Below are 23168 nucleotides of genomic sequence, written 5' to 3' on the forward strand. Positions count from 1 at the left end.
ATACGTCGTCGCTCATTGAACCACGGATGCCGGAGATACAAGATGCGTCACACGGCGTGTCGGGACCCGCCACGGCGCCGCGTAAAGTATGCGACCATGGCGATTCTCCCCATTCGCATCGTCGGCGATCCGGTGCTGCACAACCCGACCGAACCGGTCACCCAGTCACCGGACGAACTCGCCGAGCTGATCGCGGACATGTACGAGACGCTCGACGCGGCCAACGGTGTTGGCCTGGCGGCGAATCAGGTCGGCGTGGCACTGCGCCTGTTCGTCTACGACTGCCCCGACGTCGACGCGGACGGCACGGTGAATCGTCGTCGCGGCGCGGTGATCAATCCGGTGCTGGAGACCTCCGAGATCCCCGAGACCATGCCCGATCCCGATGACGACGAGGAGGGCTGCCTGTCGGTTCCCGGTGAGCAGTTCCCCACCGGCCGCGCCGAGTGGGCGCGGGTGACCGGCACCGACGAGAAGGGCGATCCGGTCGCCATCGAGGGCAAGGGCTTCTTCGCCCGCATGCTGCAACACGAGGTGGGCCACCTGGACGGCTTCCTCTACGTCGACGTGCTGATTGGGCGCAACGCCCGCGCGGCGAAGAAGGCGATCAAGCGAAACGGTTGGGGCACACCGGGTTCGAGCTGGCTGCCCGGATCGGTTGCGGACCCGTTCGGACATGACGACTGAGCCCGACGAGCTGGTTCCGGGGCGGCGGGTCGTGGTCCGCTACCGCCTGCCCGCCGACGATTCACACCAGTTCACCGATATCATCGGCGAACTCGTGACGCTCGACCCGCTGGCCGTGCGGATCCCGGACGGGAGCACCATCACCATTCCGGCCGAACGCGTCGTCGCGGCGAGAACGTTGTCGCCCAGGCCGATTCGCACTCGCGAGATCCGGGCGCTGGAGTCCGCGGCGGCCGATGGCTGGCCGGGCGTGGAGCGCGCCTGGATCGACGGGTGGCTGGTGCGCGCGGGGAACGGCTATACCCGGCGCGCGAATTCGGCTCTGCCGCTGGGGACCGTGGACGGTCCGGTGCAGCTGACCCCGGGCGCGCTGACCCGGATCGCCGAGTGGTACGCCGAGCGTGATCTGCCGGTGCAGCTGGCGCTGCCGGACCGGCTGGTTCCGGAACTGCCCGGCTACCGCACCTGGTGCGAGGTGGCGGTTCTCGGCATCGATATCGGCAATATCGTTCTGCCACAGGGTCCCTCGATGGTGCGCATCGACACCGAACCGAATGCGGCATGGCTGGAGCTGCATAGATTCAAGGGCGAGGACACCACGCCGGTCGCGCCGGTGGAACCGGATCGCGACGTGCTGGCCGCAGTCCACCAGGGCGAAGTGGGTTTCGCCGCGCTGGGTATGCCCAGCGTCCTGGCGATCGGGCGCGGCGCGGTCACCGTGGCGCCGGACGGGCGGCGCTGGGTCGGATTGAGCAGTATCGCCGTCGCCGCGCCGCACCGCCGCCACGGACTCGGCACGCTGCTCTGCGCGGAGCTGATCCGCTGGGGCCAGCGGCGCGGCGCCACCCACGCCTACCTCCAAGTGGAGGTGGAGAATGCGGCGGCGTTGGCGCTGTATCGGGAGATGGGTTTCATCGAACACCACCGGTACCGGTACGCCGTGCCCGACTGAACATCCGCGCGGCCGCGCCGGGCCGGAGAGCGAAAGAGGTGAGCCGGCAGTGCGTCTGGCGACATGGAACGTGAATTCGATTCGGTCCCGGGTGGACCGGGTGGTCGGCTGGCTCGACCGCGCCGACATCGACGTGCTGGCGATCCAGGAGACCAAGTGCCGGGACGACCAATTCCCTTCCGAGCGTTTCGAAGACGCTGGTTACGAGGTCGCGCACGTCGGGTTCAACCAGTGGAACGGGGTGGCGATCGCCTCGCGCATCGGCCTGGACGAGGTGGAGATCGGCTTCCCCGGGCAACCGGGTTTCGACAAGGACGCCGAGGCTTCCCTGCTGGCCGCGCCGGTTGTCGAGGCCCGCGCGCTCGGCGCGACCTGTGGCGGGGTTCGGGTGTGGAGCCTGTACGTGCCCAACGGCCGCGCCCTGAACGATCCGCACTACACCTACAAACTGCAATGGCTTGCCGCTCTGCGTGATTCGGGCGCACGCTGGTTGGCCGAACACCCCGAGGCGCAGATCGCCCTGGTCGGCGATTGGAATATCGCCCCCACCGACGACGACGTCTGGTCGATGGACTTCTTCGACGGCAAAACCCACGTCTCCCAACCGGAACGCGCGGCCTTCACGGCCATCGCCGAAGCCGGTTTCACCGACGTCATGCGCCCCTTCGCCCCGGGTCCCGGCGTCTACACCTACTGGGACTACACCCAACTGCGCTTCCCCCGCAAGGAGGGCATGCGCATCGACTTCATCCTCGCCTCCCCCGCGCTGGCCGCCCGCGTCACCGACGCGGGCGTCGACCGCGAGGAACGCAAGGGCAAGGGCGCCTCCGACCACGCCCCGGTGGTGGCCGAAATCGCCGAGTGACACCGCTCGGCTAGGCGGGGCGGGTCTTGATGGCGTCCTGGGAGATGAAGACGTCGTAGGCGCCGGGGGTGGCGATCACGGCGTTACCGTAGGCGGAGCGGACGAAGGGGTGGGTGTACCAGGTGTGGTTCTGCATGTCCGCGAAGAAGTCTCGGTCGCTGCCGTTGAGGAAGATCTGGTTCTGTTTCACCGCGGTGCCGTCCTGGCGTTCGCCGAACAGGCGGGTGAGTTTGTAGCCGGAGTGGAACCCCAGGGCGTTGACCCACGGCTCGAGTTCGACGATATCGGCCTGCAGGGCCCACATATCGCCCTCGACCAGATAGGTGGCGTGGGTGTCGGCGTGGTCGCGATCGCCGTAGACGGTCACCTCGACATCGAGGGTATGCGGACTGTTGGCAACGGATTTCGCGACGACGTGCGCCGCCTTCACCTCACCGGTCAGCCCGAGGTAGGCACGCAGCAACGTGGTCACCCACAGGACCAGCACCGCGATCAGGACCAGAACCAGTGCGCTGCTACCCCTTCGGGCCAGCACGTGCCAGCCGACCCGGCGCGCTTTGAACAGCGCGGTGACGAGCAGTACGAGCGCGACCGCGAACAGCAGCCCCAGCAGCACTTGAATCCAGCCGAACTCCACGGGGAAGACCATGTGGCTAGTTGTACTGGTTCCGCCGCCGAACCGATACCGGAACAAGACAACTGCCACGAGACCGGAACTCCGCCGCCTCTGCGCGCCTTCAGCGTGCGGTCAGGTGCGAGGGGTCCCCGAGTCGGGGAGGAGGTGAGGTGACGGCCACCTCCTGGGCGTTCCCCGGGAGTCACCCATGTGCGCACCAAATCGGTCGTCTCGTTTCCGGACAGTTGTCGGCGAGCTCAGAAAGCGGCTTCCTCCAGCCGCATGATGTCGTTGTCCAGGTTTTCGATCACCGTGCGCACGCTGCTGAGCAGCGGCAATTGATTCTTCGCGAACCACGAAGCGACAACGGCCTTTCCGGTGTAGAACAGCCGATCCTTCTCGCTCGGGCCGCCGTCGAGCGCGATCTGCGCGATCTTCGCGCCCCCCAGTAGCCGCCATCCGATGACCAGGTCGCCGACCGCGTGCAGGAAACGCACCGAACCCAGGCCGACCTTGTAGATCTCCTCCGGATTCTGCTGGGAGGCCATCAGATAGCCGGTCAGCGCGGCGGCCATGGCCTGCACGTCGGCCAGCGCCGCGCCGAGCAGTTCGCGCTCGGCCTTCAACACCGAGCCCTCGGCTTCGACGAACTTCCCGATCAGCCCGGCCACATGTCCCAGCGCGACGCCCTTGTCCCGAATGATCTTGCGGAAGAAGAAGTCCTGCGCCTGGATCGCGGTGGTGCCCTCGTACAGCGAGTCGATCTTCACATCACGGATGTACTGCTCGACCGGATAGTCCTGCAGATACCCCGAACCGCCGAAGGTCTGCAGTGACTCGGTCAACGTCTCGTACGCGCGCTCGGAACCGACGCCCTTGACGATCGGCAGCAGCAGATCGTTCACCCGCGCGGCCACATCGGCGTCCGCGCCGAAATTGGCCTGCGCCACATCGGCATCCTGATACGCCGAGCAGTACAGGTACAGCGCGCGCAACCCCTCCGAATACGCCTTCTGCAAGGCCAGACTGCGGCGCACGTCCGGGTGGTGGGTGATGGTGACGCGCGGCGCGGCCTTGTTGCTGTTCTGCGTCAGGTCCGCGCCCTGGACGCGAGTCTTGGCGTACTCCAGCGCATTCAGGTATCCGGTCGAGAGCGTGCCCGCCGACAGCACGCCCACCATCATCCGGGCGTGCTCGATCACCTTGAACATCTGCGCGATGCCGTTGTGCACGTCGCCGACCAGATAGCCGATCGCGGGATGATCTGCGCCGAAGGTCAATTCGCAGGTGGGCGAGGATTTGATCCCCATCTTGTGCTCGAGGTTGGTGACGTACACCCCGTTGCGCTCGCCCAATGCCAGTGTCTGCGAATCGAACAGGAATTTCGGGACGACGAACAGCGACAGTCCCTTGGTCCCCGGGCCCGCGCCCTCGGGGCGGGCCAGGGTGAGGTGGAAGATGTTGTCCGCGGTATCGCCGACGTCACCGCCGGAGATGAATCGCTTGACCCCCTCGATATGCCAGGTGCCGTCGGGCTGCTGGATCGCCTTGGTGCGGCCCACGCCCACATCCGAACCGGCGTCGGGCTCGGTGAGCACCATTGTTCCGCCCCAACGGTTCTCCCACGCATGGGTCGCCCAGCGCTGCTGCTCCTGGGTGCCCTCGCGGAACAGCACCTCGTGCATGAGCGGGCCCATATTGAAGAAACTCGCCGAATTATGCGCTGCCACAAGCATTTCCTGCGTCGCCCAGATCAGCGGAGAGGGCGCGGGGACACCGCCCATCGCCTCGGGCATACCCAGGCCGGACCAGCCCGCCTCGTTCACCGCGGCCACGGTCTTGCGCATCGAATCCGGGACGACGGCGGAGTGGGTGGCGGGGTCGAAGGTGACGGGGTTGCGGTCGGCGTCGACGAACGATTCGGCGACCGGCCCCTCCGCCAGGCGCAGCACCTCGCCCAGCATGCCCCGCGCGGTGTCGGCGTCCAGATCGCCGTAGGCGCCGCCGTCCAGCAGCGCCCCGATTCCCAGCACCTCGAACAAGTTGAACTCGATATCACGAACGTTCGCCTTGTAGTGCGACACGGACCGGCCTCCTCGGCGGAATTGCAGCGTACGAGGGCGAAACATTGATCCGCGAATCCGGCCGCGCACGCTGGTCGACAGTTACATCTGGAGGTTGCCGTACAACTGTCAGGCTACGCAACCGTAGGCTCACGGCCGCCTGGATCGTTAACTCGCCCACCTACCGAACAGGCTGTTACTTCCCGGACATGGGTGTATCGGACTTCACATTCGGTAATTGCCAGAAGTTATCCACAAGCGGCAGAAGATTCATTTCCCGGATGCCGCGCATATCTCACGGCACTGCGGCTCGCACAGCGCTCCGGCGCGACCGGCGCCGACCGCGGTGATGTAGCGGTTGAGATTCTCGACCAGCGATTCCATCGTGTCCGGGCACCCGCCGTCGTCGTGATGAAACAACCAGTCGATGACGAGCTCGAACAATCCGCCGATCGCGCCGAGGGCCAGCGCCAGCCTGCGGCGCTGCCGCTCCTGGTCCGGATCCGGATCGCCGGACCACTGGGCATCCAGGAAGGCCGCGGCCGAGCGGCGATACCGACGACGCTGCCGCTCCACGACCGGTGAGATGCCCCCGGCCTGGCCGAAGGCGACCGCCGCGACCCGCGGATCGTCCGCGATGGCGTGCACGAATGCGGCGATCACCACCGGCGAGCGCTGTGACCAGGGCAGTTCGGCGACCGCGGCGGCTTGTTCGGCAACTTGTTGCTGAGTATGTGCCGTTACCTGATCGAGCAGTGCGCTGTAGCAAGCCTCCTTACTCTCGAAATGTTCGTAGAAGGCTTTTGTGCCGACATAGGCGGATTGGCAGATCTGTTCGATCGATGTTCCCCAAAATCCCTGAACAGCAAATAAATCCATTGAAGCTTCCAAAACCTTGCGGCGACGCCGAACACTGCGCTGCTCCGCGTCCAGACCACGGGTCCGGTGATTGACCGCCACGGATTCTGTCCGTGCGGAGGATTTGCTGCGGGTCATCGACCGACAATAATCGGTGCCGCGCCGACCGGGGTATCGATTGTCCTCGCGGCCCGCCGGGCGCCGCGAAATTTCCGCCGGGTCCGCTGACGGACCCCGCTTCGGGCATGTACTCTCGGCCGGGTACCACAACCGAACATGCGGGGGCTCGCACCAGCGGGCTGAGAGGACGGCTAGCCCATTCGGGCGGACCAGGGCCGTCGACCGTTCGAACCTGACCGGGTAATGCCGGCGTAGGGAGGCTTCACATGTCATCGAATCACGTCCGGGGCACGGTCGAGTCCGTGACCACAGGTCCCGTTCAGGGCAGTGTCAAGCACTATCAGCAGGTCGATGACCTGCGAATTCCGGTGCGCCGGATCAATCTGAGCAATGGTGAGCACTTCGACGTGTACGACACCTCGGGCCCGTACACCGACGATGCCGCGGTGATCGATCTCGAGGGCGGCCTGCCCAAGCTGCGCGACGGCTGGGCCAAACCCGACCTGGCCGGCCCGCCCACCCAGCTGGCCTGGGCCCGGCAGGGGATCGTCACCAGCGAGATGCGGTATATCGCTGCGCGCGAAGGGGTTTCACCCGAGCTGGTGCGCGAGGAGGTCGCCGCGGGCCGCGCGGTGATTCCGGCCAACCACAACCATCCCGAATCCGAGCCGATGATCATCGGCAAGCGGTTCGCGGTGAAAATCAATGCGAATATCGGCAATTCGGCCGTGAGCTCCTCGATCGCCGAGGAGGTCGAGAAGATGGTGTGGGCCACCCGCTGGGGTGCGGACACCATCATGGATCTGTCCACCGGCAAGAACATTCACGAGACCCGCGAGTGGATTCTGCGCAATTCGCCCGTACCGGTCGGCACGGTGCCGATCTATCAGGCGCTGGAGAAGGTGAACGGCGATCCGACGCAGTTGACCTGGGAACTCTACCGCGACACCGTGATCGAGCAGGCCGAGCAGGGCGTGGACTACATGACCGTGCACGCCGGGGTGCTGCTGCGTTACGTGCCACTGACCGCCAAGCGGGTGACCGGAATCGTCTCGCGCGGCGGTTCGATCATGGCCGCGTGGTGCCTGGCGCATCATCAGGAATCGTTCCTGTACACGCATTTCGCCGAGCTGTGCGAGATCCTGGCGAAGTACGACATCACCTTCTCCCTCGGCGACGGCCTGCGCCCCGGTTCGATCGCGGACGCCAACGACGAGGCCCAGTTCGCCGAGTTGCGCACCCTGGGCGAGCTGACGAAGATCGCGAAATCCCATGGCGTGCAGGTGATGATCGAAGGCCCCGGGCACGTGCCGATGCACAAGATCGTGGAGAACGTGCGGCTCGAGGAGGAGCTGTGCGAGGAGGCGCCGTTCTACACGCTCGGCCCGCTGGCCACCGATATCGCGCCCGCGTACGACCACATCACCTCCGGAATCGGTGCGGCGATCATCGCCCAGGCCGGTACCGCGATGCTGTGCTACGTCACGCCCAAGGAACATCTGGGCCTGCCCAACCGCGACGATGTGAAGACCGGCGTGATCACCTACAAGATCGCCGCGCATGCGGCGGATCTGGCCAAGGGCCTGCCGCACGCTCAGGACCGTGACGACGCATTGTCCAAGGCGCGCTTCGAATTCCGCTGGCACGACCAGTTCGCCCTGTCCCTCGATCCGGACACCGCCCGCGAATTCCACGACGAAACCCTCCCCGCCGAGCCCGCCAAAACCGCGCACTTCTGCTCCATGTGCGGCCCGAAGTTCTGCTCCATGCGGATCTCCGCCGATGTCCGGGAATACGCCGAGAGCCATGGCCTCACCGACGTCGACGCGATCGAGGCGGGCATGGCGGAGAAGTCGGCAGAATTCACCGAATCCGGCAACCGGGTGTACCTCCCGGTCGTCTCGTAACCGATTCCCCCACAACCGATCCCGGTTCCGGCCTCCCCGCGGAGGCCGGGGTCCCGCCTGACCCCGGCCTCCGCCGGGACGACGGGATCGGGCTCCATCATGTCCGGTGCTACGTCGCTGGACCGAGCCGACCGGGAGGTCGCACGCGGTGGCACTGTCGATCGATGGCGAGTGCGGGACTTCGTTACTGCTCGGCCCAGAACTGATTCAACCGAGCAACAGCCTGAGCCTTGGTCATGCTCTCGACTTCCTGCGGAGTTAGGTGCGCAAGCCGCATCAGTTTCTCGACAACTCCCAATGGGATAGGTTCCTTGTCCGGGACCGCGACGGTCTCCGCTATCCGCACAGGTCGCATTCGATCGTTGACGCATGCCCAAAACCGGGCCTCGTCGACTTCGAGTTGCCCCCTGAGAATCTCGCACCACATCTTGGCCCCGTAGTCAGTGTTGTCCACAGGGCGGGAGATTCGGGTACGGAGAATACGACCGTCCGACAACGGCAGTTCCCACGTCTGATGGTGGCCGACGACGCCGCCCGTAGCGTTGCGAACGAGCTGCCACTCATCATTGCGGCAGAACGCCTCATGGGCCTTCTTGTTGCCAGGAGGGTGCTGAGTCACTGTTCGGCCGCCGTCAACCACTCTCGTAATTGTTCGTCGGTGGATAGCTCCACGAACTGCACAAAATCGGTGTTGCCACGATGGTTGAGCGCCGAATGCAGGTGGTCCTGCCAGTCGGCCGCGTATTCGCGCATTGCCTCGATCAGTGCCGTGATCGCGGTATCGAGGTCGGGTTCTTCCACTGCCAGCGGCAGACCCGGCAGATATGCGACCCAGTTCCCGTTCTCTCGGACTACCTGCGGGTCGTGTGGACGGATGATGTGAGCCAGCAGCAACCGCAGGCGTCCGATCTCCACCAGGGCGGAAACCTTCCCTTGGCGCGAGACGACTGCCACGTTGCCTTCCTCGGCAGTTGTCAGCATCTGGCTGAAGTGGTCACGGGCATTCTTCATCGAGTCGTAACGGGTGACCGAAGTGATTCGCTCTTTGGTGGTCATCGGCCTCTCCATCCTCCGGGCCATGTACATGCTGTACATCATGTACATGACTTAACCGGCACGCCAAGTGTGCCACGCCGCAGTCGGTTCGGTCTCACCAGTGCCGGGCAGGTGCCAGGAGCTCGTCGGCGATCTGGTTGGACCGACGCCGATCGTCTCTGTCGATACGAAGATGTTCGGCTCGCCTGCTGATTCCACGACGAGGGCTCCGGCTCACGCAGATCCACAACGGAGATGCTTTCAGCGTGAGTGATTGCGGACTCAGTCGTTTCGCGGCCGGTTCGACAGCATCTGTCTCAAAGCCGCCACTTCCTCGTCGCTCTTGCTCACAGCCATCTTGCGAAAAAGTGCGGCATTCTGCTGCTGTCGCAGCGCCGCTTGATCATGTATGTCCCCTGCGGCGAACCGTGAGCCCCGCTGCTCCGGATTCCAGCGCGCGGTGCGGTAGCACGGCCAGTTCGCGCGCTGTGTCGCTCGGGTGCGTGAGGCACCTCACGATGATCTAATTGCCGCAGTTGCGATGGGGCCTGTGACCGTACATCAGCGCACGGAGAGGACCGGGATGGTTCGGGTTGCATGGTGGGTTCTGGTTGGAATTGCTTGTGCCGCTTTGGCTTTCAGTGTCGCTCCGGCGGCTGCCGAGGCACCTTCGGCCGGAGCCGCGGGGTGTGGGAGTTCGTTGTCCGGTCGTGAGGTCGGTGCGATTGCCGCGCTATCGGATACAAGCAGCTTGTCGGGGACGCCGATGCGGCGGTTGAGCGATGCTATCGAGCGGCATCACCGGATTGCCGACATTCTGGTGCGGCATCGGGATCGGCGGGGACTGTTTCTGGTCGGGCTCGACCTGGCGGAGCAGCGGGCCGTGATGCCGTTGCAGCGCGATCCGGCGGCGTTCGCGCACCCCGATTACGCGCATGCGGTCAGCTTGGAGCTCGCGCGACGGCTGCTGGTCGGCTTTCACCGCGAATTCACGGGTGAGGCCGTGGAATCGCACTGGGCACAGTATTTTTCGCTGGCGGCCGACTGCGGCATCTCCGGCGCGCGGATGGCGATGGCGGGATACAACGCCCATCTCACAGTCGATCTGGCGTATTCGGTTGCGGCGGTGGGCGCACGGCCGGAGGATGCGGGCGACCACTTCCGTATTGTCGACGCGATCGCCCAGCAGGGGCTTCCGATCATCGATCGCACCAAGGCGGCCTACGGCGTCGACATCGGGCCGCTGTGGCGCTTCTACTTTCTCGGCGAAGGGCTGGATCGGCTCGTCGGGCAAGGCGTTGCGACCGGTCCCATGCTCCGGGCCTCGGACGACGGCTACAACGTGATCGTATTCGGCAACGGTCTGGCACTACAGAACCCGACCACCCACGACGCGACCGTGGCAGAGATTCGGACGTTGCACCAGTCCACCGAAACCGCGTTCGACGTCCTCACGCGGCTCGGCGGACTTTGAGCGCCAGCGGTACGGGTGCGCCGATTCGGCTCCCCCACCCGGCCGGCACGACCGCGCCGGCGCTCGACCACTGACCAGGACTTACCGACCCACTGCGAGCTGCACGAACGCGCCCCTCATGCGTGTTCGTGCAGCTCGCCCCAGGCGGGAAGGGTTCGAATACTGTCGCCAGGCAACGGCTCCGGCGGGCCCATGCCGAGGAATCCGGACAGGACGATCACGGGCAGCGGGACGTTCGGCGACGCGATCACAGATATAATGATAACCGTTTTCATTAATTCGCACACCGCGGGTCCCGGATGGCTGGGTCGTGGTGCCATATCCCGCGAGACCCCTGCCGCTGACACCCGACGGCCGCACGCCGATCCGGGTGCTGACCATTGCCGGAACCGATTCCGGCGGCGGCGCGGGCGTTCAGGCCGATTCGCGAACGACGGCAATGCTCGGCGTGCGCGCGTCCAGCCGGATCCGAATCGGCCGGGCAGCGGATGGCGAACGGTGGTGCCGGGCGGCGTGACTCACCCGCGCGGCGCCCAGCGATAGGCGAATTCACCCGGTTCCGGGGGCGGCCCCGGGAGATCGGAGTCGACGGTCAGACCGTCGATGATCACCCGCAGAACGCGGTGTCGCAGCTGGGTGGCGCGGCGCGGGTCGGGGTGGGTGATGGCGGCACAGGATTCCAGAATGAGGCCCAGGTCGGTAGTGCCGATCTGGCGACGCAGGCGGCCGGAGCGGCGGGCGCGGTCGATGATCTGCTCGCTCAGCTCGCCCGAGCGGTTGACCTCGGGCAGGATCTCGTCGCCGGGGGTGAAGGTACCCGCGAGGCGGACGGTCAGGGAATGGACGTCGGCGTCGACCACGCGGTGCAGGAAGTCGACCAGGACCTCCCAGTCATCCGAATTCTCCAGTGCCGCTTCGGCTTCGGCATTGAAACGGCACAGTCCGTTATAGCAGAGAGTGTGCAGTAGCGCCGCTTTGGATGGATAACGGCGATACAGGGCGCTGATCCCGACCCCTGCACGCTCGGCGACGGCGGCGATGGGAGCGCTCGCATCATCCAGGAACACCTCGCGGGCGGCTTCCAGGATGATTCCGTCATTGCGGGCAGCCTGCGCCTTGCGACCCGGCAGACCCGTGGAAGCCGGACTTCCGGCGGTCTTCGACATGAACTCAGGCTAGCACTTGAAACGGAATAATCCGTTCTGATAGCCTCAAACAGAACGAATCATTCTGTTCCGAATCTAGGAGATCCGATGAGCGCGATCCGCCCCTTCCGCATCGACATCCCGCAGGCCCGTCTCGACGATCTGGCCGATCGTCTGCACCGAGCCCTGTGGCCGAACGAGCTGCCGGGCACCGGCGACGCCTACGGCGTTCCGGGCGATCGGGTGCGTACGCTCGCGCACTACTGGGTCAACGAATTCGACTGGCGTGCGCTTGAATCCGCACTGAACGCCTACCCGCAGTTCACCACCGAGATCGATGGCGAAGACATCCATTTCCTGCACGTGCGCTCCACCCGCGAGGATGCGACGCCCGTGATCCTCACCCACGGCTGGCCGGGCTCGGTCCTGGAATATCTCGATGTCATCGGGCCACTGACCGAGCCCGAATCAGCCGAGGAACCCGCCTTTCACGTTGTCATCCCGTCCCTGCCGGGCTTCGGCTTCTCCGGGCCGACCCGCAGCACCGGATGGGGTACCCACCGCACCGCTCAGGCCTGGCTGGAGCTGATGGATCGGCTCGGTTATCACCGTTTCGCCGCAATCGGCAACGACGGAGGTTCGATGGTCTCGCCCGAGATGGGCAGGCTTGCACCCGACCGTCTGATCGGAGTCCATGTGACACAGCTGTTTTCGTTCCCCTCCGGCGACCCGGCCGAGATGGACGGGCTGTCGGCCGAGGATGGTGCCGCACTGGCGCACCTGCAGTGGTTCCATCAGAACAAGATGGCGTTCAACATTCTGCACAGTCAGCAGCCGCAGACCCTGGCCTACGCACTGACCGATTCACCGCTCGGCCTGCTCGGCTGGAATGCCCAACTGTTCGGTGAGTCGCTGGATGCGGAATTCGTCATCGGCAACGTGGCGATCTATTGGCTGACTGGCACTGCGGCGTCCTCGACCCGCTTCTACTACGAGGATGCGCACGCCTCGCGCACCGCCACCGAACCCACCACCGTGCCGATCGCGCTGGCAATGTTCAAGGGTGATTTCCAGTCGATCCGCCGGTTCGCCGAGCGCGATCACAAGAACATCGTCAGCTGGCACAGCTACGACGTCGGCTCCGCGACCGGGAGCGCCAACGACGCTGCCGGGCATTATGCCGCGCACGAGGCACCGGATGAACTGATCGGCGACATCCGGCAGTTCTTCGCCGGGCTGAACTGAGCCGGACACCCCGCGCGGCAGGCCGGCCCGGCAGATCTGGGCGGGCGGAAAAGCGGGGCCGTGTTCCTCGATGGTGCGCTCGCCGAAGTGAGCGACTCGAAGCACCCGACGGGTCCGGAGCCGGTGAACGATCCCGCACTGCGCGTCCTGCCTCGGCGGGTCGTAATGTCGGATCTGTGAAACTCCTGCCGCTGACATCCGATGGCCGGACCCCCGTTCGCGCGCTCACCATCGCCGGAACCGATTCCGGTGGAGGCGCGGGGATCCAAGCCGACTCGCGCACGATGGCCATGCTGGGCGTGCACGCCTGCGTGGCGGTGGCGGCGGTGACAGTGCAGAACTCGGTGGGAGTCAGCGGATTTCACGAGATACCGCCGGAAGTGGTCGCGGACCAGGTGCGGGTCGTTGTCGGCGATATCGGCATCGGCGCGGCCAAGACCGGCATGCTCGCCTCCACTGCCATCATCGAGGCGGTGGCGGAGGTGTGCCGGGAACTCGGCATCGGGCGTGACGGAACGATCCCGCTGGTGGTCGATCCGGTGGCCGCGTCCATGCACGGCGATCCGCTGCTGCACGCCGAGGCGCTGGATGCGGTGCGGCACAGGCTGATCCCGTGCGCCACCCTGGTCACGCCGAATCTGGACGAGGTGCGGTTGCTGGCCGGAATCGACGTCGTCGACGAGCGCACGGCATACAAGGCGGCCGAGGCGCTGCACGCGCTGGGACCGCGCTGGGTGATCGTCAAGGGCGGACATCTGCGTTCGTCGGCGTCCAGCACCGATCTGCTCTACGACGGTGACACGTTCGTCGAGCTGTCCGCCCCGCGCATAGCCACCGGTAACGACCACGGCGGCGGCGACACCCTGGCCGCGGCCACCGCGTGTGCGCTCGCGCACGGTTACACCGTTCCCGAGGCGGTGGAATTCGGCAAGGAGTGGACCACCCGCTGCCTGGCCGCGTCGTACGATCTGGGCGCCGGGCACGGGCCGGTCTCACCGCTGTGGCGGCTGCGTTCCCATGATTGAGGGGGCAAATATTCTTTGTTCGAAACCTCGATCGCGCAACCCCTGCGGCCACTCTCCCAGGAATCTCCCAGCTCTGCCGCAGCCAGAACCAAGGCTGGTCCTCAACGGTGGAGCCCATGACCGACACCGCAACGGCGGCTCACGAGTGCGATCCGGACGATGCCGTACTGACGCCCGTGCTGGATGTGGTGATCCCGGTCTACAACGAGGAGCGCGACCTGGGTGTTTGCGTCCGTCGCCTGCACGAATTCCTCGGTGAGGGCTTCCCGTTCAGCGCGCGGATCACGATAGCGGACAACGCGTCCACCGATACCACTCTGGCCGTGGCACAGAGGCTGGCCGACGAGTTGGACGACGTGCGCGTGGTGCACCTGGATCGCAAGGGGCGCGGCTGGGCGCTGCGGGCGGCCTGGGAGGCTTCCGACGCGCAGGTCGTCGCGTACATGGACGTCGATCTGTCCACCGACCTCAACGCGTTGTTGCCGCTGGTCGCGCCGCTGGTGTCCGGACATTCGGATCTGGCGATCGGGACCAGGCTGGCCAAATCATCGCGCGTGGTGCGCGGACCCAAACGGGAATTCATCTCCCGGTCCTACAACCTGATTCTGAAGGCATCGCTGCGGGCGCGGTTCTCCGATGCGCAATGCGGGTTCAAGGCCATCCGCACCGATGTCGCCCAGCTGGTATTGCCGCTGGTACAGGACGGTGAGTGGTTCTTCGACACCGAACTTCTGGTGATCGCCGAACGCGCCGGGTTGCGGATTCACGAGGTGCCGGTGGACTGGATCGATGATCCGGATTCGCGGGTGGAGATCATCGATACCGCCCGCAAGGATCTGCGGGGGATCCGGCGGCTGGGCCGGGCCCTGGCCACCGGGCAGTTGCCCATCAACGAGTTGCGCGCCGCGATCGGGCGGGAGCCGCTGGTGGAGGGCGTACCGCTGGGCATGGTCGGGCAGGCGGTGCGATTCGGCATCGTCGGGGTGATCTCGACGCTCGCCTTCATGGTCCTGTACCTGGTGTTGCAGCCGCTCACGGGTGCGCAGGCGGCGAATTTCCTGGCGCTGCTGATCACGGCCATCGGTAATACGACGGCGAACCGGGCGTTCACCTTCGGTGTGCGCGGTTCGAGCCAGGCCGTCTCGCATCAGGTGCAGGGCCTGTTGATCTTCGTCTTCACCTGGTGCCTGACCAGTGGTTCGCTGTTCGCCCTGCATCACTGGGCTCCCGGAGCGGCCGTGCATCTGCAACTGCTGGTGCTGGTGGTCGCGAACCTGGTTGCCACGCTGATCCGGTTCATCGGGTTGCGCTGGGTGTTCCGCAATGCGGTCGGCGGTTCCCGGGTCGCCGAGAACCTCGCGTGATCCAACGGGCCACGGGCTCATGCGCCAGCGAATCCGGCTGCGCTACAGCCGCTTTCATACAGACAGCGAAAAAGCCGCATGATCCATGCGGCTTTTCGACGTAGCCCCGACGGGATTTGAACCCGCGCTACCGCCTTGAGAGGGCGGCGTCCTAGGCCGCTAGACGACGGGGCCAGAACAACCCGTTCAGCGTAACCGCCGCGCGGCCATCGGCCAAATCAAGTCGGCTGGATCACAGCCGCCCGAACCCACGGCCCCGTGCGTCGAATCGAGCGGATCGGAATATCCCTGGTCATTCGAGTTTCGTCGGGTCCGGGACGACTCGGCTCCCGATCGAGATCCACGCCCGCGCCGGACGGAGGCCAGCGGGGGGCCACTGCCCGGTCGGGTTCACGCGGTCCGGGTACCGGGGCGGGCATCCAGGACTGTGTGCAGGGTGCTTGCCCACTGGGCAACGATTTCCTTCCGGCGGGCGGAGTCGTCGGTGAGGACGTCGGCCAGGCCGAGACCGCGGGCCAGGTCCATGGTGGCCTGGACGAGGTGGTGAGCGACGGGATCGGAGTCGTCGACGCCCAGCGCGGCCACGGCCATGCGATGCGAGACCCGCCCGAACCGGGCCTCCAGCGGGACGATGCGCTCGCGCAGGGCGGGATCGGCGGCGGCGTGCGTCCACACCTGCAGGGCCGCTTTGAACAGCGGGCTCGTATAGGACTCGACCAGCGAACCCACCACCGCCTCGGTGCGGCCGACGCCCTCGGCGATCCGGTGCAGGCTCAGCGCCTCCCCCTCGGCTTGGGCGATGCGGATGTCGAACATGTACTCGAGTGCGGCGGTGATCAGATCCTCTCGGGTGGGGAAATGATGTTGTGCCGCACCGCGTGACACCCCCGCCCGTTCGGCCACCACGGCCACGGTGGCCGCCGCCCAACCGGTTTCGGCCAGCGTGTCGATGGTCGATTCGAGCAGCCGCTGCCGGGTGGCCCGGCTGCGGTCCTGCTTGGGTTCGTGCGGGGTAGCCATGATGGGCTATTCTGCCCAGCTCGGCGGCCGCCGCTGAAAGAAGGCCGTCATACCCTCGACGACCTCGGGCGTTCCGAAATACGAGGCGGACCGCTTCGCCAACTCCTCGGCCGAGCGGTCGAACTCGGCGAGCAGGGACGCGTTCACCAGTCGCTTGCTCTCGGCCAGCCCCTGAGGCGAGCCCTTGCGCAATTCACCGCGCAACCGGTTCACCTCCGCCACCGCATCCTGCGCCGCTATGGTGATCAGGCCGACGCGTTCGGCCTCGGCGGCATCGAAGGTCTCGCCGGTCTGGTAGTAGCGGGCGGCCGCGCGTGCGGTCAGGCGCGGCAGCAGTGTCAGCGAGATCATGAAGGGGGCCAGGCCGATTCGCGCCTCGGTGAGCGCGAAGGTGCTCGACTGGCCCGCGACGGCGATATCGCAGGCGGCGAGGATTCCCATGCCACCGGCTCGGACATTGCCATTCACCTGTGCCACAACGGGTTTGGGAAGTCCCAGGATGTCGCGCAGCACCCGGATCATCCATCGGGTCCGGATATCCGCGGCGGCGGCCGGGTCGGCGTCCAGAGCTTCCTTCAGATCCGCACCGGCACAGAAGGTGTTGCCGGTGTGGGCCAGGACGACACCGCGCGCGGATTCGTCGGCGGCGGCGCGTTCGAGCCCGGCCAGCAGTTCCCGCACCAGCCGCGAGGACAGCGCGTTGCGGTTGTGCGGGGAGTCCAGGGTGAGCACGGCGAAGCCGTCACTCACCTCGTACCGCACGAAAGGCGCTTGGGCACCGGGAGTTTCGCTCATATCAGCCCCTCAGTAGGACCGCGGCAGGCCCAGCGAATGCTGGGAGACGAAGTTCAGGATCATCTCGCGACTGACCGGCGCGACCCGCGCGATCCGGGCGGCGGCGAGCATCCCGGCCAGGCCCACATCGGCGGTCAGGCCCGAGCCGCCGTGCGTCTGGATGGCCTGGTCCAGCGCCTTGATACTCGCCTCGGCCGCAGCGTATTTAGCCATATTCGCCGCCTCGGCCGCACCGAAGTCGTCGCCCGCGTCGTAGAGCACCGCGGCCTTCTGCATCATCAACTTGGCCAGCTCCAGCTCGATCTTCACCTGGGCGAGCGGATGCGAAAGACCCTGGTGCGCACCGATCGGCACGCCCTTCCAGACCGCGCGTTCCTTGGCGTACTCGACCGCGCGATCGATGGCGTAGCGACCCATGCCGACCGCCATCGCCGCACCCATGATGCGCTCCGGATTCAGCCCCGCGAACAGCTGCGCGATGGCCGCGTCCTCCTGGCCGACCAGAGCGGTGGCGGGCAGGCGCACATCGTCGAGGAACAGGGTGAACTGATTGTCCGGCTCGATGATGTCCATCTTCTGGGCCGTCTTGACCAGGCCGGGGGCATCGGTCGGCACGATGAACAGCGCGGGCTGGAGGTTACCGGTCTTGGCGTTCTCGGTGCGGGCCACGATGAGCACCGCTTCGGCCTGGTCCACGCCGGAGATGAAGATCTTGCGGCCGTTGAGAATCCAGTCCCCGCCGTCGCGGCGGGCGGTGGTGGTGATCTTGTGCGAATTGGATCCGGCGTCGGGTTCGGTGATGCCGAAGACCATCTTCGACGAACCGTCGGCCAGGCGGGTGAGCCAGTACTTCTTCTGGTCCGCGGTGCCGTATTTGGTGATGATCGTGCCGCAGATGGCCGGGGACACCACCATCAGCAGCAGGCCGCAGCCGCGTGCGGAGAGTTCCTCCTGCACCAGGGCGAGTTCGTAGATGCCCGCGCCGCCACCGCCGTACTCCTCGGGCAGATTCACGCCCAGGAAGCCGAGTTTGCCTGCCTCTGCCCACAATTCGTCGTACGGTTCGTTGCGACGCGCCTTGGGTCCGGCGTAGTCCCGGAAGTTGTACTTCTCGGCCAGTGCGGCCACCGCGGCCCGCAGCGCCTTCTGCTCGTCGGATTCGATGAAACTCATTGATTACTCCTGCTCTTCGCTGTGTACCACGGCGAGCACGGTGCCGACCTCGACCTGCTGACCGGCGGTGACATTCAATTCGGCGAGTACGCCCGCGGCCGGGGCGGCGATGGTGTGCTCCATTTTCATCGCCTCCAGCCACAGGATCGGCTGTCCCTTCTCGACCCGGTCGCCCGTCTGTGCGCCGAGGCGGATGACCGCCCCCGGCATGGGTGCGAGCAGTGAGCCCTCGGCCACATGGTCGGCGGGATCCTCGAAGCGCGGCAGGCGTTTCACCGCGACCGAGCCCAGCGGGGAGTCGACCGCAACCAGATCGCCGTACCGCGCGATCTCGAAGCGACGGCGGACCCCGCCCCGTTCTCCGGGCACCGTCAGGATCACCGAATCCGGTGTGGCCTCGATTAATTCGAGTCCGTCGAACTCGTCCGCCACGAAGCCCGCGCGGGTGTGGCGGTACCGGACATCGTGCCGGCCGCTGACGCGGGATTCATAGGATTTGGACTGCGGCTGCGAGGGCAGGTTCCGCCACCCGCTGGGCAGACCGGCGCCGGTGCGGGCAGCGGCGCGGTTGGCCGCGGCGTCGGACAGCGCGGCGGCCACCATGGACAGCTTCTCGTCTTCCTCGGAAACCAGCGGGGTTGCGAGTTCTCCGAGTCCGTGCGTGGCGAAGAACGCGGTGTCGGTATCACCCGCGAGGAAGGCCGGATGCCGCAGCACCCGCACCAGCAGATCGCGATTGGTCACCAGACCGTGGATCTTCGCCCGCTGTAGCGCCGAGGCCAGCAGATGCGCTGCCTCGTCGCGGGTTTCGGCATAGGAGATCACCTTGGCGAGCATCGGGTCGTAGTGCACCCCGACCACCGAGCCGTCCACCACACCGCTGTCCAGGCGAACGCCCGGTTCGGTCAATACGGTGAATTCCCCTGTGGTACCGGGAATGTCGAGCCGGAACACCGGACCGCTCTGCGGCTGCCAATCCTGTGCCGGATCCTCCGCGTACAGGCGCACCTCGATGGAATGTCCCCGCAGATCCGGCTGCCGTGCGGGCAACGGCCGGCCGGCGGCCACCTGCAACTGCAACCGGACCAGATCCAGGCCGGTGACCTGCTCGGTGACCGGATGTTCCACCTGCAGACGGGTATTCATCTCCAGGAAGTAGAAATCACCCTTCTCGTCGGCCAGGAATTCGACGGTGCCCGCGCCCTCGTAACCGATGGCCTCCGCGGCCAGCCTGGCCGCGGTGAACAATCGCTCACGCATGCTCTGCCCACCGGCCCCGCGAGCGGCGGGCTCTCCATGGTTACACTCCGCTGCCTCCTGCGAGCCCGACGCTCGCAGGGCGTCGATTTTTTCCACGAGCGGCGAGGGGGCTTCCTCGACGACCTTCTGATGCCGTCGCTGAATGGAGCACTCACGCTCGCCCACTGGCCACACCGTGCCGTGGTTATCGGCCATGACCTGCACTTCGATATGCCGACCGGTCTCGAGATACCGCTCGCAGAACACGGTCGGATCGCCGAAGGCCGATTCGGCCTCGCGCTGCGCGGCCTCGAGTTGCGCGGCCAGCTCGGCGACCTCGCGCACCACCCGCATACCGCGACCGCCACCACCGGCGGAAGCCTTGATCAGCACCGGCAGGACGTCGGGAGTGACCTCGGCCGGGTCCAGCTGTTTCAGGACCGGAACGCCGGCCGCATCCATCATCTTCTTGGCCTGGACCTTGGAGCCCATCTGCTCGATGGCCGCGACGGGCGGGCCGACCCAGATCAGTCCGGACTCTTGTACGGCCTTCGCGAATCCGGCGTTCTCCGAGAGGAATCCGTATCCGGGATGGATCGCATCGGCGCCCGCGGCCAGTGCTGCCTCGATGATCAGCTCACCACGCAGATAGGTCTCGCCCGGAGTGTTACCGGGCAGCCGGACGGCCGAATCCGCCTCCGCCACATGGGGTGAGTTCGCATCCGCGTCCGAATAGACGGCGGTCGTGGCGATCCCCATGCGGCGGCAGGTCGCGAAGACGCGCCGGGCGATCTCCCCGCGATTGGCGACCAGAACATTCGTGATTTCCATATCGCCTCACATCCGGAAGACGCCGAAGCCCTCGGCGCCCTCGATCGGGGCATTGTGGATGGCGGACAACGCCATTCCCAGTACCGTGCGGGTGTCGCGGGGGTCGATGACGCCGTCGTCGTACAGCCGGCCCGACATGAACATGGGCAGCGATTCCGCCTCGATCTGCGCCTCGATCATCGCGCGCATCCCCTTGTCGGCCTCCTCGTCGAAGGGCATACCCTTGGCCTCGGCGGCCGCGCGGCCCACGATCGAGATGACGCCCGCCAGCTGAGCACCACCCATGACCGCGGATTTCGCACTGGGCCAGGCGAAGACGAAGCGCGGATCGTAGGCCCGCCCGCACATGCCGTAGTGGCCCGCACCGTAGGAAGCGCCCATCAGCACCGAGATGTGCGGCACCTTCGAATTGGAGACCGCGTTGATCATCATCGCGCCGTGCTTGATGATGCCCTTCTGCTCGTATTCCCTGCCGACCATGTACCCGGTCGTGTTGTGCAGGAACAACAGTGGCGTATCGGACTGATTGGCCAGCTGGATGAACTGCGCCGCCTTCTGCGCCTCCTCGGAGAACAGCACGCCGCGGGCGTTGGCGAGAATGCCGACCGGATAGCCGTGCAGCTCCGCCCATCCCGTCACCAGACTCGATCCGTAGAGCGGTTTGAACTCGTCGAAATCCGAACCGTCCACCACGCGGGCGATGACCTCGCGCGGATCGAACGGAATCTTCAGATCCGTCGGCACGATGCCGAGCAGTTCCTCCTGGTCGTACAGCGGTTCGATCACTTCGCCGCGCGGCGCCCGGCCGCGCTTGGTCCAGTTGAGGCGCTTGACGATCGAGCGGCCGAGCCGGATCGCGTCCTGTTCGTCCGCGGCCAGATAATCGGCCAGACCCGAGACCCGCGCGTGCATTTCCGCGCCACCGAGGGATTCGTCGTCGGACTCCTCACCGGTGGCCATCTTCACCAGCGGCGGGCCACCCAGGAACACCTTGGACCGTTCCTTGATCATCACCGTGTAGTCGGACATGCCCGGGATGTACGCGCCACCGGCGGTGGAATTCCCGAAAACCAGTGCGATCGTCGGTATTCCGGCCGCGGACAGTCGGGTCAGATCCCGGAACATCCGGCCGCCGGGGACGAAGACCTCCTTCTGCGTCGGGAGATCCGCGCCGCCGGATTCGACCAGTCCGATGACCGGGAGCCGGTTCTCCAGCGCGATATCGTTCATCCGCAGGTTCTTGCGCAACGTCCACGGATTCGAGGTGCCGCCTCGCACAGTGGGGTCCGGGGCAACGATCATGCATTCGACGCCCTCCACGATTCCGATACCCGCGATCACGCTCGCGCCCACGTGGAATTCACTGCCCCAGGCCGCGAGTGGGGCCAGTTCGAGGAACGGCGAATCCTCGTCGATCAGCAGTTCGATGCGCTCGCGCGCGGTCAGCTTGCCGCGCTTGCGATGTCGCGCCAACTTGTCCGGCCCGCCCCCGGCGATGTTCTTGGCGTATTCGGCCTCCACCTCGGCCAATTTCGTCGTCATGGCCTCGGCGGCTGCCGCGTATTCCGCCGACGCCGCATCCAGGGTGCTACGCAGAATAGTCAAGACTGGAACCCCAATCGCTTGGCCGCGAGGCTGGTCAGGATCTCGTTGGTGCCGCCGCCGATACCGAGGATGCGCACATCCCGATAATGCCGCTCGACCTCGGACTCGCGCATGTAGCCGAGTCCGCCGAACAGCTGAACCGCCTGGTGCGCAACCCATTCCGCGGTTTCGACCGCGGTGTTCTTGGCGAAGCACACCTCGGCGATCAGATCGGTATCACCCGCCGCCGCCCGCTCGACCACGTGCCGGGTGTAGACCCGCGCCACATCGATCCGGCGCGCCATCTCCGACAACGTGTTCTGCACCGCTTGACGACTGATCAGCGGCCGGCCGAACGTCTCCCGATCCCGGCACCACCGGAGAGTCAGGTCCAGACAGCGCTGCGCGTGCCCGTATGCCTGCGCCGCCAGCCCCGCCCGCTCGCTCACGAATGCCTGTGCGATCTGGGCGAATCCGCTGTTCTCGACGCCGACCAGATTCGAAACCGATACGCGCACATCGACATACGACAGCTCAGCGGTATCCGAGGCCAGCCAGCCCATCTTCTCCAGTTTGCGGCTGACGGTGAAGCCAGGTGTTCCCTTCTCCACCACCAGGAGCGACACACCGGACGCGCCGGAACCTCCGGTGCGCACGGCCGTCACCACGTAGTCCGCGCGCACGCCCGAGGTGATGAACGTCTTCGAGCCGTTCACCACGTATTCGTCGCCATCGCGGACCGCGCTGGTGCGCAGATGCCCGACATCCGAGCCGCCGCCGGGTTCGGTGATGGCCAGTGAGCCGATCTTCTCCCCCGCCAGCGTCGGCTTCACCCAGCGCTCGATCTGTTCGCGATTCCCGGACGCGATGATGTGCGGCACGGCGATACCGCAGGTGAACAGCGAGGCGAACAGACCGCCCGAACAACCCGCGTAATGCATCTCCTCGCAGACGATCGCGGCATCGAGGCCGTCGCCACCGGAACCGCCTGCGGATTCCGGGAATTGGATGCCGAGCAGGCCCAGCGCACCCGCCTTCTTGTGCAGCTCGCGCGGGATCTCACCGTCGCGTTCCCACTCGTCCAGGTTGGGCAGCACCTCGCGTTCGGCGAAACCGCGTACGGTGGCGCGCAATTCACGTCGCTCGGGGGTGTCCCAAGGGTTCACATAG

Annotated in this window: 21 protein-coding genes, 1 tRNA gene and 1 pseudogene; 9 read left to right on the top strand and 14 right to left on the bottom strand. The window is 66.2% G+C overall.

Translation table 11 applies throughout. The features are described 5' to 3' along the window. Positions 1 to 96: 96 nt before the first annotated feature. The 3 genes from NV1_RS00155 to NV1_RS00165 are packed head-to-tail and all read left to right on the top strand — an operon-like array spanning position 97 to position 2504. Positions 97 to 687, top strand: coding sequence for a peptide deformylase (locus NV1_RS00155; protein ID WP_067884093.1), 591 nt, complete (start codon positions 97 to 99; stop codon positions 685 to 687). Further along, positions 677 to 1639, top strand: a complete 963-nt coding sequence (locus tag NV1_RS00160; protein WP_067884095.1) for an N-acetylglutamate synthase, CG3035 family — start codon at positions 677 to 679, stop codon at positions 1637 to 1639. Before NV1_RS00155 ends, NV1_RS00160 begins: the two co-directional genes overlap by 11 nt. A 49-nt stretch (positions 1640 to 1688) precedes the next feature. After that, complete coding sequence (locus NV1_RS00165; RefSeq protein WP_067884097.1) at positions 1689 to 2504, top strand: exodeoxyribonuclease III; 816 nt, start codon at positions 1689 to 1691, stop codon at positions 2502 to 2504. Between the two features lie 10 nt (positions 2505 to 2514). On the opposite strand, the gene NV1_RS00170 is transcribed toward NV1_RS00165, so the two are convergent. The 3 genes from NV1_RS00170 to NV1_RS00180 form a co-directional block, all read right to left on the bottom strand. Next, positions 2515 to 3153 carry a hypothetical protein gene (locus NV1_RS00170; protein ID WP_067884098.1) on the bottom strand — a complete coding sequence of 213 codons (639 nt, stop codon included), beginning with the start codon at positions 3151 to 3153 and terminating at the stop codon, positions 2515 to 2517. A gap of 224 nt (positions 3154 to 3377) precedes the next feature. Further along, the gene (locus NV1_RS00175) at positions 3378 to 5204 is read right to left on the bottom strand and encodes an acyl-CoA dehydrogenase (RefSeq protein WP_067884100.1); all 1827 of its coding nucleotides are present in this window, start codon (positions 5202 to 5204) and stop codon (positions 3378 to 3380) included. A 249-nt stretch (positions 5205 to 5453) separates the two neighbouring features. Beyond that, positions 5454 to 6062, bottom strand: coding sequence for a TetR/AcrR family transcriptional regulator (locus NV1_RS00180; protein WP_245713482.1), 609 nt, complete (start codon positions 6060 to 6062; stop codon positions 5454 to 5456). A 365-nt stretch (positions 6063 to 6427) separates the two neighbouring features. On the opposite strand from NV1_RS00180, the gene thiC reads away from it, so the two are divergent. Beyond that, positions 6428 to 8068 (top strand): phosphomethylpyrimidine synthase ThiC, encoded by a 1641-nt coding sequence (gene thiC / locus NV1_RS00185; protein WP_067884105.1) that lies wholly within the window; start codon positions 6428 to 6430, stop codon positions 8066 to 8068. A gap of 184 nt (positions 8069 to 8252) precedes the next feature. On the opposite strand, the gene NV1_RS00190 is transcribed toward thiC, so the two are convergent. Next, on the bottom strand, positions 8253 to 8708 hold the full coding sequence (locus NV1_RS00190; protein ID WP_245713483.1) for a cytotoxic translational repressor of toxin-antitoxin stability system: 456 nt from the start codon (positions 8706 to 8708) through the stop codon (positions 8253 to 8255). After that, complete coding sequence (locus tag NV1_RS00195; RefSeq protein WP_067884241.1) at positions 8684 to 9124, bottom strand: RelB antitoxin-like protein; 441 nt, start codon at positions 9122 to 9124, stop codon at positions 8684 to 8686. The genes NV1_RS00190 and NV1_RS00195 overlap by 25 nt, the downstream gene beginning before the upstream one ends. Before the next feature lie 745 nt (positions 9125 to 9869). On the opposite strand from NV1_RS00195, the gene NV1_RS00200 reads away from it, so the two are divergent. Then, positions 9870 to 10577 carry a DUF5995 family protein gene (locus NV1_RS00200; protein ID WP_373864565.1) on the top strand — a complete coding sequence of 236 codons (708 nt, stop codon included), beginning with the start codon at positions 9870 to 9872 and terminating at the stop codon, positions 10575 to 10577. A 116-nt stretch (positions 10578 to 10693) separates the two neighbouring features. Here the strand turns inward: NV1_RS00200 and NV1_RS46280 are convergent, their stop codons facing one another. Further along, on the bottom strand, positions 10694 to 10828 hold the full coding sequence (locus NV1_RS46280) for a hypothetical protein (protein WP_281181758.1): 135 nt from the start codon (positions 10826 to 10828) through the stop codon (positions 10694 to 10696). Between the two features lie 83 nt (positions 10829 to 10911). Between NV1_RS46280 and NV1_RS46680 the strand changes: the two are divergent. Further along, a pseudogene (locus NV1_RS46680) lies at positions 10912 to 11034 on the top strand (bifunctional hydroxymethylpyrimidine kinase/phosphomethylpyrimidine kinase); the annotation flags it as partial. A gap of 61 nt (positions 11035 to 11095) precedes the next feature. Here the strand turns inward: NV1_RS46680 and NV1_RS00210 are convergent. Further along, entirely contained in the window at positions 11096 to 11743 is a 648-nt protein-coding gene (locus NV1_RS00210) for a TetR/AcrR family transcriptional regulator (RefSeq protein ID WP_067884115.1), read from the bottom strand. Between the two features lie 87 nt (positions 11744 to 11830). Here NV1_RS00210 and NV1_RS00215 point away from each other — a divergent pair, with 87 nt between their 5' ends. The 3 genes from NV1_RS00215 to NV1_RS00225 all read left to right on the top strand — a co-directional run bounded on the left by NV1_RS00215 (position 11831) and on the right by NV1_RS00225 (position 15356). After that, on the top strand, positions 11831 to 12967 hold the full coding sequence (locus NV1_RS00215; protein WP_067884118.1) for an epoxide hydrolase family protein: 1137 nt from the start codon (positions 11831 to 11833) through the stop codon (positions 12965 to 12967). A 176-nt stretch (positions 12968 to 13143) separates the two neighbouring features. Continuing rightward, positions 13144 to 13992 (top strand): bifunctional hydroxymethylpyrimidine kinase/phosphomethylpyrimidine kinase, encoded by an 849-nt coding sequence (thiD, locus tag NV1_RS00220; RefSeq protein WP_067884121.1) that lies wholly within the window; start codon positions 13144 to 13146, stop codon positions 13990 to 13992. Between the two features lie 116 nt (positions 13993 to 14108). Beyond that, the gene (locus NV1_RS00225) at positions 14109 to 15356 is read left to right on the top strand and encodes a bifunctional glycosyltransferase family 2/GtrA family protein (protein ID WP_067884124.1); all 1248 of its coding nucleotides are present in this window, start codon (positions 14109 to 14111) and stop codon (positions 15354 to 15356) included. Positions 15357 to 15457: 101 nt separating this feature from the next. Here the strand turns inward: NV1_RS00225 and NV1_RS00230 are convergent. From NV1_RS00230 to NV1_RS00260, 7 genes are all read right to left on the bottom strand, one after another. Further along, positions 15458 to 15530, bottom strand: a tRNA-Glu gene (locus NV1_RS00230). 216 nt (positions 15531 to 15746) lie between these two features. Continuing rightward, positions 15747 to 16376, bottom strand: a complete 630-nt coding sequence (locus tag NV1_RS00235) for a TetR/AcrR family transcriptional regulator (protein ID WP_067884127.1) — start codon at positions 16374 to 16376, stop codon at positions 15747 to 15749. A gap of 6 nt (positions 16377 to 16382) precedes the next feature. Continuing rightward, positions 16383 to 17171: an enoyl-CoA hydratase family protein gene (locus NV1_RS00240; RefSeq protein ID WP_067884130.1), complete on the bottom strand. Its 789-nt coding sequence runs from the start codon at positions 17169 to 17171 to the stop codon at positions 16383 to 16385. 9 nt (positions 17172 to 17180) lie between these two features. After that, entirely contained in the window at positions 17181 to 18344 is a 1164-nt protein-coding gene (locus NV1_RS00245; RefSeq protein WP_067884132.1) for an acyl-CoA dehydrogenase family protein, read from the bottom strand. A 3-nt stretch (positions 18345 to 18347) separates the two neighbouring features. After that, the gene (locus NV1_RS00250) at positions 18348 to 20414 is read right to left on the bottom strand and encodes an acetyl/propionyl/methylcrotonyl-CoA carboxylase subunit alpha (RefSeq protein ID WP_067884135.1); all 2067 of its coding nucleotides are present in this window, start codon (positions 20412 to 20414) and stop codon (positions 18348 to 18350) included. 6 nt (positions 20415 to 20420) lie between these two features. Next, on the bottom strand, positions 20421 to 22019 hold the full coding sequence (locus tag NV1_RS00255; RefSeq protein WP_067884137.1) for an acyl-CoA carboxylase subunit beta: 1599 nt from the start codon (positions 22017 to 22019) through the stop codon (positions 20421 to 20423). Next, positions 22016 to 23164 (bottom strand): acyl-CoA dehydrogenase family protein, encoded by a 1149-nt coding sequence (locus NV1_RS00260; RefSeq protein WP_067884243.1) that lies wholly within the window; start codon positions 23162 to 23164, stop codon positions 22016 to 22018. Before NV1_RS00260 ends, NV1_RS00255 begins: the two co-directional genes overlap by 4 nt. Positions 23165 to 23168 lie beyond the last annotated feature (4 nt).

The organism is Nocardia vaccinii NBRC 15922 (assembly GCF_001613305.1).
Lineage (GTDB): Bacteria > Actinomycetota > Actinomycetes > Mycobacteriales > Mycobacteriaceae > Nocardia > Nocardia vaccinii.